At 67.4% G+C, this 9,005-nt stretch carries 8 protein-coding genes and 2 pseudogenes; 7 read left to right on the top strand and 3 right to left on the bottom strand.

Features of this window, described 5'->3' with window-relative positions:
* Positions 1-315: 315 nt before the first annotated feature.
* Positions 316-492: pseudogene (locus tag VXC91_RS39480) on the top strand (M4 family metallopeptidase); the annotation flags it as partial.
* Positions 493-662: 170 nt separating this feature from the next.
* Here VXC91_RS39480 and VXC91_RS39485 read toward each other — a convergent pair.
* The 3 genes from VXC91_RS39485 to VXC91_RS39495 are packed head-to-tail and all read right to left on the bottom strand — an operon-like array spanning position 663 to position 4,353.
* Complete coding sequence (locus VXC91_RS39485; protein ID WP_329512184.1) at positions 663-1,658, bottom strand: ROK family protein; 996 nt, start codon at positions 1,656-1,658, stop codon at positions 663-665.
* On the bottom strand, positions 1,655-3,178 hold the full coding sequence (locus VXC91_RS39490; protein WP_329512185.1) for a M81 family metallopeptidase: 1,524 nt from the start codon (positions 3,176-3,178) through the stop codon (positions 1,655-1,657). The genes VXC91_RS39485 and VXC91_RS39490 overlap by 4 nt, the downstream gene beginning before the upstream one ends.
* On the bottom strand, positions 3,175-4,353 hold the full coding sequence (locus tag VXC91_RS39495; RefSeq protein ID WP_329512186.1) for an ROK family protein: 1,179 nt from the start codon (positions 4,351-4,353) through the stop codon (positions 3,175-3,177). Before VXC91_RS39495 ends, VXC91_RS39490 begins: the two co-directional genes overlap by 4 nt.
* Positions 4,354-4,498: 145 nt before the next feature.
* Here VXC91_RS39495 and VXC91_RS39500 point away from each other — a divergent pair, with 145 nt between their 5' ends.
* The 6 genes and pseudogenes from VXC91_RS39500 to VXC91_RS39525 all read left to right on the top strand — a co-directional run.
* Positions 4,499-5,230, top strand: a complete 732-nt coding sequence (locus VXC91_RS39500) for an amino acid ABC transporter ATP-binding protein (protein ID WP_408057592.1) — start codon at positions 4,499-4,501, stop codon at positions 5,228-5,230.
* 129 nt (positions 5,231-5,359) lie between these two features.
* Entirely contained in the window at positions 5,360-6,328 is a 969-nt protein-coding gene (locus VXC91_RS39505) for a glutamate ABC transporter substrate-binding protein (protein WP_329512188.1), read from the top strand.
* Between the two features lie 6 nt (positions 6,329-6,334).
* Complete coding sequence (locus VXC91_RS39510) at positions 6,335-6,979, top strand: amino acid ABC transporter permease (RefSeq protein WP_329512189.1); 645 nt, start codon at positions 6,335-6,337, stop codon at positions 6,977-6,979.
* Positions 6,976-7,863, top strand: a complete 888-nt coding sequence (locus VXC91_RS39515; RefSeq protein ID WP_329512190.1) for an amino acid ABC transporter permease — start codon at positions 6,976-6,978, stop codon at positions 7,861-7,863. The genes VXC91_RS39510 and VXC91_RS39515 overlap by 4 nt, the downstream gene beginning before the upstream one ends.
* A gap of 11 nt (positions 7,864-7,874) precedes the next feature.
* Positions 7,875-8,657, top strand: a complete 783-nt coding sequence (locus tag VXC91_RS39520) for a copper homeostasis protein CutC (RefSeq protein WP_329512191.1) — start codon at positions 7,875-7,877, stop codon at positions 8,655-8,657.
* A gap of 230 nt (positions 8,658-8,887) precedes the next feature.
* Positions 8,888-9,005, top strand: a pseudogene (locus tag VXC91_RS39525) (IS5/IS1182 family transposase); the annotation flags it as partial.

The raw sequence follows: 9,005 nt of genomic DNA on the forward strand, positions 1-9,005 counted from the left end.
CAGACCCTATTGGCGTCCCTCTCTGCGGTGATCTTCCCCGAGATTCACCGTTCATGCTGGTCAGCGAGAGGCGGCCTTCCGTCCCCGTCCGATCCTTCCTTGCCTTTACACGGCCTTCCGTTCCCATGACGTTCCCATGAGGGCCCGCACGAGCCCGTGGGAACGAGGGTGGGAGAGTCGGCCGAGACCAGCTGCGGTCGTCGAAGAGGTGAGCACCGCAGACCCTTTGGGGGCGACGAAGGCCCCGTCCCATCAGGGGGGTCGGGGCCCTCGGCCGTCTACGCGGGCCCGTACAGGCCGCTGAGCACACGCTACCGCTCGTTGAAGGAACCGGGCAGTGCGTACGACGACGATCTATGCGGCAAGGATCCACAGCCCGCCCATATGGACGGCTATGTGCGCACCGGGGGAGACGATGGCGGCGTCCATATCAACTGCGGTATCCCCAACCACTCCTTCTACCTATTGGCTACCACCCTGGGCGGTTACGCCTAGGGACGTGCCGGGCGCATCTGGTGGGAGGCACTCATGGGCGAGGAAGGGTGCGAGGATCTCAGACGGATTAGAGGCTGCACAGGGCAACTCGATCTACGTCCGTCGTCCCAAGCGTCACAATGCGGCGGTCTCGTTCTGTCCTCCGGCTGACGAAACACGAACAGATTTCAACTGCCCTCTTGGATGGTCTCGGTGGTGTCCGTGGAGGGTGGCGTTTCGTTCTTGGCCAGCGCAGCGGCGCCTCGTGCCGCTGCTGCCGTGCCCAGGTGTGATCCGACGATGTCGATTCCCCGGAGGAGCGGGAGCGTGGAGGCGCGGGCGGTGTTGCGCAGTGGGTCCCAGAATATGGAGCCGGAGGAGGCCATGCCTCCGGCAACCACGACGAGGGCCGGGTCGAGCACGCTGACCAGGCCGCCGATGGCCTCGCCGAGAGCATGAGCGGCATTGGTGACCACTTGCCGGGCGATGGGGTCGCCTTTGGTGGCGAGAACGACAATCTCGGAGGTGTCGGGGCCTCTGTCGAGTGTTCCCGTACGGGTGCCCGGCCCGGTGTGGGTTGCCTCGGCATAGGCCCTTCGGATTGCGGTACCGCTGGCGATGCTGTCCAGGTGGCCGACCGCGCCGCAACTGCAGGGCAGTCCCGCTGCTGCTGCCGAGGGTGCGTGGCCTATTTCTCCGCCGGATCCGTGTTGGCCGCGCACGATGTTGCCGTCGGTGATGACGGCGCCGCCGACGCCGGTGCCGACGGTGAGGAACAGCAGGTCGCGGTGGCCGCGGCCGGCGCCGAGGGCCAGTTCGCCGTAGGCGAGGACGTTGACGTCGTTGTCGAGGACGACTGGCAGGCCGAGGCGCTCGGAGACGATCTGCCGCAAGGGGGTTCCGGTCCAGCCGGGCAGAGCCTGGGAGGCGACGGCGATGGAGCCCTCTGGGTGGCTGACAATGCCGTGTGTTCCGATGCCTGCCCTGGCGACCGTGCAGCCGGCGGGCGCGAGTGCGCGGAGTTCGGACAGAGTGGCCACGAGCGCGTCGATTACGGCGACGGGCCCCTCCTGGGCGGGGGTTGGCACCCGCCGGTGGGCGAGCATCTCCCCGGCACCATCAGTGAGTACGGTGTCGATCTTGGTGCCGCCGATATCCGCGCCAAGGTACAGCGACGCGCTCACAGGGCTGCCCCGATGCGCTCGCCCGCTGCACGGGGCGGGAAGATCCGTGGCGTGAGGTCCGGGTCCGGCATGTCGTGGTCGAACGGATGCAGCGGTCGGGCGAGTTCATGATGGCCCAGCCGTAGCAGGTCCTGGTCGACGCCGCCGGGGGTCAACGCGATGATCCAGTCGAGGGCGAGGTTGTGAAGTTCGGGCTCCAGGTAACCGATCTTGACGATCACGATGTCGCTTTGGTGGGGGTCGAGGCCGAGCCGGGTGAAGTCGGCAATGTGATGGAACGGTCTGCGCCGGCTGGTCAGGACCACACTGACGGTACGTGCTGTGACGACGGCGGTGGGACCGCCATCCGGATCGTCGACGAGGAGGTCGACCCGCCCGGTCAGACGTGCTGGTAGCCCGGTCGGGCCCTCGAGCCAGCCCCCGACCATGAGGTCCACCGTGCTGCCCACGCCTGCCTGTGTACACCGGGTGACCGCGTGGGGGTCGAGGATTCCGGCGTAGATCGTGGACAGTTCGCGTTCGGCGATCCGGTCGTCCGCCAGGAGCAAGGTGAGCAGGTCCGCGGTGTCGCCTCCGCCACCGGCCGTGGGGTTGTCGCCGGAGTCGCTGATGACGAAGGGACGCCGGGTGCTTTCGACGGCGGCGGTGACCGCCTGCTGAGCAGTGCCGGTGGGCCCGACGAAGGTGAACGCGTCCCGGGCCTGCCAGTAGCGTTCGGCCAGTCGGCGCGCCTGGTCACGCAATACAGTCTCGTCGGTACCGGTAAGGACGACCGCCGCTGCGCTGCGAGGTTCGTCTGCCCAGGCGTAGCCGACCCAAAGAGCCGCGTCCAGGACACCCGGGAGCGCTTCGATGTCGGCGAGACTGCCGTAGATCCCGCGGGCGGGCTGCTGCTGGGTGCTGGTCTTCTCTCCGGGGAGGAGGACGGGGACGCGGACCCAGGCCATGGACGGCCGGATGCCCTGCCGCAGGCAGTGTACGAGGAGCCGGGCGGCACGGGCACGGGTGAGCCATTCGTCCTCGTGCGGGGCCAGACGGTGAGCGGTGATCAGGTCGAGCTGGGCGACGAGGGCGGCGGTGACGCTGCCGTGCAAGTCGGTCGGCGAGGCGATGAAGCAGTCAGGGCCGACGGCAGAGCGGACTGCGGCGGCGAGGTCGGCCTCGATGTCCTGGCGTCCGGCGACGTGCATGGCGCCGTGCAGGTCGAGCACCAGTCCGTCGAGCGGTCCGGCCTGCCTGAGCCGATTGGTCAGCTCGTCCTCGAGTCGCGCGTAGGTGGCTGGATCGACCGAGCCGCCGGGCACCGCGCGGGCGTGCACCAGGGGTACCCACTCGACTTCCTCCGCCCAGTCCTCCCGGCCGGGGCGGGTGAAGTCGAACAGGTTCAGCAGTTCCGCACCGCGTCGGATGGTGAAGTCGTCGTAGCTGGTGGAGTGGGGGGTGAAGGTACTGCACTCGATGTGCACGCCGCCGATGCCTATGCGAAGACGCTTGCCGGTCCGGTCACCGGTTCCGCTCATCGGGTCGTCTCCTCTGTACTGGGGTGGGACAAGATCTGCTGCAGGGCGAGCAGGCCGGCGCCGATGACTCCGGCGTTGGGTCCGGTGGAGGCCGCCTCGATCTCCAACGACTGCGTCGCCAGCGGCAGGCAGCGTTCATAGATGACGCCTCGCAGTCCAGCCAACAGCGGGGGAGCGCCGGCGAGGGCTCCGCCGACGACGAGCAGGGAGGGGTTGAAGAAGTTCACCACGGTGGCCATGACCTCGCCAAGGCTGCGGCTGGCCTCCCGGACCATGCCGGTCGCCAACGGATGGCCTTCCTGGACGAGCCGGAGGATGTCGGAGGGGTGGTGGACCTCTACGCCCCGGGCCTGCAGGGCCTGCGCGATGGCGGCGCCACTGGCAACCGTCTCCAGACATCCGGTGTTGCCGCAGGCGCAGGGCGTATCGCCGGCGGCCGGGACCCGGACGTGGCTGATGTCGCCGGCCGCGCCCATCGCCCCGTGGTGTAGGCGGCCGGCGGAGATGACACCGCAGCCGATGCCGGTGCCCATCTTCACCACTAGCAGGTGGTCGACGTCCGGGTGTGCGCTGAGGTGCTCGCCGACAGCCATGAGGTTGGCGTCGTTCTCCACCACGACCGGCATCTCCAAACGTTCGGAGAGCGTCTCCCGGATGGCGGCGCCATGCCATCCCGGCATCCGGGAGGGCAGGACCACGCTACCCCCGCGGTTCTCCACCGGGCCGGGCAAACCGACGCCGAGCGCACGGATGGGCACCCCCGCCAGATCGGGGGAATCCATGAGCTCGCGGCAGCGTTCGATCAGCCAGTCAACGGTGCGTTTCGGGCCCTGGGCGAGGTCCCAGGGCAATTCGGTGACGGCCTGAGGCCGGCCGGCGACGTCGATCGTGGCGATCCGTGCATGGCTGGCGCCGAAGTCGACCGCAAGCAGCAGCCCTCCGCCGTCGCGGATCTTCAGCAGCTTGGGACGCCGTCCCCCCTGAGACACAGCGTTCCCGGACTCCACCAGATACCGGTGCTCGAGCAGGTACTCCACCCGAGCGGACACGGTCGAGGGCGCCAGCTTCACCAAACGGACCAGGGAGGAGCGGGAGTTCGCGCCGCCCGTCGCCACCAGACGCAGAAGGTGGGCAGGCGAACCCCACTCCGGCACGTGATCCCTTTGATAGTCCATTGAACATGGATACCACATGGATTTTCCAGAAGTAACTCCTTGACTTAGTTCGATGGTTGGACGTTTGATTCCTCCAATCCGTACGAACGACAGGAGCCTTCCGATGGCCACTGGATCAACGATCGGTGAGGACGCGGACCAGCCCATGGTCCGCATCCGGGGGCTGCGGAAGTCCTACGGCGAGCACGTCGTCCTGCAGGACATCGACATGGACATCGCGCGCGGGGAGGTCGTCGTTGTGGCCGGCCCCTCCGGCTCCGGCAAGTCGACCCTCTGCCGCTGCATCAACCGGCTCGAAGTCGCCGACGCCGGGGACATCACGGTCGCGGGCCGGCCCGTGCCGCTGGAGGGACGTGAACTGGCCCGGCTGCGAGCCGAGGTGGGCATGGTCTTCCAGCAGTTCAACCTGTTCGCCCACAAGACCGTCCTGCAGAACGTGTCCCTGGCCCCGGTCAAGGTCCTAGGGCGCCCAGCCGAACAGGCCCGTGAGCGGGCCATGGAACTACTGGACCGCGTCGGGGTCGCGGCGCACGCCGCCAAGTTCCCGGCGCAGCTGTCCGGCGGGCAACAACAGCGGGTCGCCATCGCCCGGGCCCTCGCGATGGACCCCAAGGTCATGCTGTTCGACGAGCCGACATCCGCCCTGGACCCGGAGATGGTCAACGAGGTACTCGAGGTCATGAAGGCTCTCGCCGCCGACGGTATGACCATGGTGGCCGTCACTCACGAAATGGGATTCGCCCGCTCCGCCGCCGACCGCGTCGTCTTCATGGACGCAGGACGCATCGTGGAGGAGGCGGCACCCGAAGAGTTCTTCTCGGCGCCACGCAGTCGCCGAGCCCAGGAGTTCCTGTCCAAGGTCCTCACCCACGGCTGACGCCGTCCACGCCCCCCGGCGTCACCACAGGACACCCTTGCGTCGCCGCCTCGCCCGCCCCCAGCAGACGACGCTGACGGAAAATCAGTTAAAACCTGTAAATAGTACTCATCTCACGAAAGTAGACCGATGAGATCCACAACTGTCGTGCGAACGTCGCGCCGTACTTTCCTCGCTGTCGCCTCCGCGTCGATCCTGGCGCTCGGCCTGAGCGCCTGCGGAGGCGGCGGATCGGCTCTCCCCGGCGGCCCGGGCAGCCAGTCCGCCAGCTCATCCGACTCCACCGCATCCTTCCTCAAGGGAGCCCCGGTGGCCGCCGAGGCGACGATGGCCGACGGCACGACCATGGCGAAGATCCGTAAGCGCGGTTACCTCATCGTCGGAGGTTCCTCCGACGCCCCGCTGCTGTCGCAGAAGAACCCCGTCACCGGCAAGTACGAGGGCTTCGATGCTTACATGGGCCAACTCCTGGCCACCTACATCTTCGGCAAGCCCAACGTGCACATCCTCAGTTCCGCCACCCAGACGCGGGAAGCACTGCTCCAGAACCATACGGTCGACGTAGTGTTCCAGACCTACAGCATCACGCCAGAGCGCGCCAAGCAGGTGACCTTCGTCGGCCCCTACCTCTCCAGCGGCTTCGAGATCGCCACCCGCAAGGGCGACAACGTTTCATCCCTGGCGGAACTCGACGGAAAGACGGTCATAGCCGGTGCCAACACTCCGGCCATCGCCAAGATCAAGAAGGAAGCACCCAAGGCGAAGATCCTCACCTTCGACACCGACCCGGCCTGCATCCAAGCGCTGACCCAGGGCCGTGGCACCGCATACGTGCAGGACAGCATCACTCTGGCCGCCGACCTCAAGGACCACCCCGACTTCCAGATCAACGGCAAGCCATTCGACACCGGCCACATGGGCATCGGCGTGCCCAAGGACCAGAACGACATGGCCGGCTTCGTCAACACCTGGCTGACCACGGCGGTGAAGGACGGGAGCTGGACCAAAGTCTGGAACGCCAGCCTCGGCACCGCCCTCGGCGACACCACCGCCCCGGCCCCCGGCTCCGTCCCCGACGTCTACACCCCGAAGGCCTGACCCTCGGTGCCCGCCCTGACCGATCACCTGCCCCAACTGACCGACGGCCTGCTGAGCACCCTGCTGCTCATGGTGCTGTCCTTCTTCGGCGCGCTAATCCTCGGACTGCTGGTGGCAGCGGCCCGTGTCAGTCCGGTGGCGTCGTTGCGAGGCGCCGCCACCGCCTACGTGGAACTGTTCCAGAACATTCCATTGCTAGCGTGGCTGCTGCTCTTCGTCTTCGCCCTCCCCGAGGCCGGGATCATCTTCCCGCTGTTCACCACCGCGGTGATCGTATTGTCCCTGTACGAGGCCGCATACACAGCCGAGGCGATCCGAAGCGGAATCAACAGCGTCGGACTGGGACAGGCGGAAGCGGCACGGGCGCTCGGTCTGACCACGCTGCAGAACCTGCGGCACATCGTGCTGCCGCAGGCCCTGCGCGCCGTGGTTCAGCCCCTCACCAACGTCTTCATAGCACTGACCATGAACACCTCCCTCGCCGCCGCAGTGGGCGTGGTGGAGCTCACCCACGCCGCCAACGAGGTCAACCTCCAAGAAGCCCAGCCCATCGCCGTCTTCGTCGGTGCCGGAATCGCCTACATGGCACTGGCCCTCGTCATCGGGCTGACAGGCGGCTTCATCGAACGCAGGGTGGCGATCGTCCGATGACCTCAACACCAACCCTCCTCTTCGACACACCCGGCCCCCGCGCCAAACGCCGGGCACGCCTGTGGTCCCTCGCCACCGGCGTCGCCTTCCTGCTGGCCGCGGCCCTGGCCGTCCATCAGTTCTCCTCGCACGGGCAACTGGCCACCCACAAGTGGCAGCCGTTCGGCACCTGGCCGGTGTGGCGCTTCCTGCTCAACGGCGCCTGGTACAGCCTTCTAGCCGCCCTCGGATCCGCCGCCATCGCTGCACCGTTCGGACTCCTACTGGCTATCGGCCGGATGTCCTCACGCCGCCCCGTACGCTGGATCGCCGGCACCTACGTGGAGGTCATGCGGACCGTCCCCGTTCTGCTGCTGATCTACCTGACGCTTTTCGCCCTGCCGAAGTACGGTCTCAACCTCCCGCTGTACTGGAAGCTGGTCGCCCCGCTGGCACTGTCGGTCGCCGCGTCCACCGCCGAGATCTTCCGGGCCGGCCTCGTGTCCCTGGACCGCGGCCAGCGCGAGGCCGGAGCAGCCCTCGGCCTGTCGCGTTCCCAGACTCTGCGCATCATCCTGCTCCCGCAGGCGCTGCGCAGAGTCGTTCCGTCTTTGATCAGCCAGGCCGTCGGGCTGATCAAGGACACTTCGCTGGGCTACATCGTCAGCTATTACGAGCTGCTGTACAGCGGCCAGGTATACGCGACCTACAGTCACCTGCTCATCCAGACCTACATCGTTGTCGCCGCGCTCTACCTCCTGGTCAACGCCACTCTCTCCAAACTGGGACGCGTGATCCAACAACGTGACGGACGTCCCCGCCGCACCAGCGGCGCGGCGGCGACGCAGCCGGCCGAGAGCCCGCCGGACACGGTGCCGGCCGGGAATGACGGCGCACGCACCTGAGGAGACCGACAGTGACGACGACGAACACCAGTCACCGGATCCGGTACGAAGTGTGCGTCGACTCGGCGGCCGGGGCACGCGTCGCCCAGGACGCCGGAGCCCACCGGGTCGAACTGTGCAGCGCCCTTTTCGTGGGCGGCGTCACCCCCAGCGCCGGTCTGATCGAGGCCACGGTCGCAGCCGCACCCGCCATCGGCGTGCACGTACTGATCCGCCCCCGCGGAGGGGACTTCATCTACGACGACGATGAGATCCGGATCATGGTCCGAGACATCGAGACCGCCGCAGCACTCGGTGCCCATGGCACAGTCATCGGCGCGCTCACAGCGGAGGGCGACATCGACACGCCGACGGTCCGACGCATGCTGACCGCCGCCGGCGGCCTCTCCGTCACCTTTCACCGCGCTTTCGACATGGCGCGCGATCAGTTCGCCGCGCTGAAGGAGGTGGTGGCCCTAGGCGTCCACCGCGTTCTGACCTCCGGCGGGGAATCCACGGCATTGGAGGGAGCACCCCGACTGGCCGAGCTGATACGCGCGGCCGACAACCGAGTTGTCATCATGCCCGGAGGGGGGATCAACGCCCGTAACACCCAGCGCATCCTGCGGATCACCGGTGCACAGGAACTTCACTTCAGCGCCGGCACAACGGTCGACAGCCCGGCTCTCCACCGCAACCCCCGGCCGGCCATGGGCGGTTCACTGCGCAACGATGAGTACCGGCGCCGGGTGACCGACCGCTCCGCTGTGGACGGCATTCTCGCGGCAGCAAGAGCGGCAAGAGAACTCGAATGACACGTGGGCCGCCGCGGCCGAACCCGGGCCAGCAGAGGAGGCTGATCGGGCTGTCGTGCGCAGAGCCAGGTGTACAGGGTTGACCGCCCAGGTCTGTCAATCGAACCGCTCTGTTCTCCGCGTAGTTAAGAGGTTGCGCGGATAGGCGCGACGGGGAACCTCGGTGGCAGAACGGGAACAGGCCATAGTGATCATGGAGTTGCGACGCTCTGTGACCCCTGAGGAGACCTGTGCCCGCGCTTCCATCATGGCTGACAGAACCGCTCTGGGACCAATTCATAGCCCTGCTTCCCGGGCGGCCGGAGTTCCACCCGGACCATCCACTCGGCTGCCACCGTCGGCGTATCA

It is taken from the genome of Streptomyces chiangmaiensis (assembly GCF_036281785.1).
In the GTDB taxonomy this organism is placed as follows: domain Bacteria; phylum Actinomycetota; class Actinomycetes; order Streptomycetales; family Streptomycetaceae; genus Streptomyces; species Streptomyces chiangmaiensis.

Coding starts and splice junctions, on each gene's coding strand:
- VXC91_RS39490 (WP_329512185.1), bottom strand. CDS start 3,178: ATGAGCGGAACCGGTGACCGGACCGGCAAGCGTCTTCGCATAGGCATC.
- VXC91_RS39495 (WP_329512186.1), bottom strand. CDS start 4,353: ATGGACTATCAAAGGGATCACGTGCCGGAGTGGGGTTCGCCTGCCCAC.
- VXC91_RS39500 (WP_408057592.1), top strand. CDS start 4,499: ATGGTCCGCATCCGGGGGCTGCGGAAGTCCTACGGCGAGCACGTCGTC.
- VXC91_RS39505 (WP_329512188.1), top strand. CDS start 5,360: ATGAGATCCACAACTGTCGTGCGAACGTCGCGCCGTACTTTCCTCGCT.
- VXC91_RS39515 (WP_329512190.1), top strand. CDS start 6,976: ATGACCTCAACACCAACCCTCCTCTTCGACACACCCGGCCCCCGCGCC.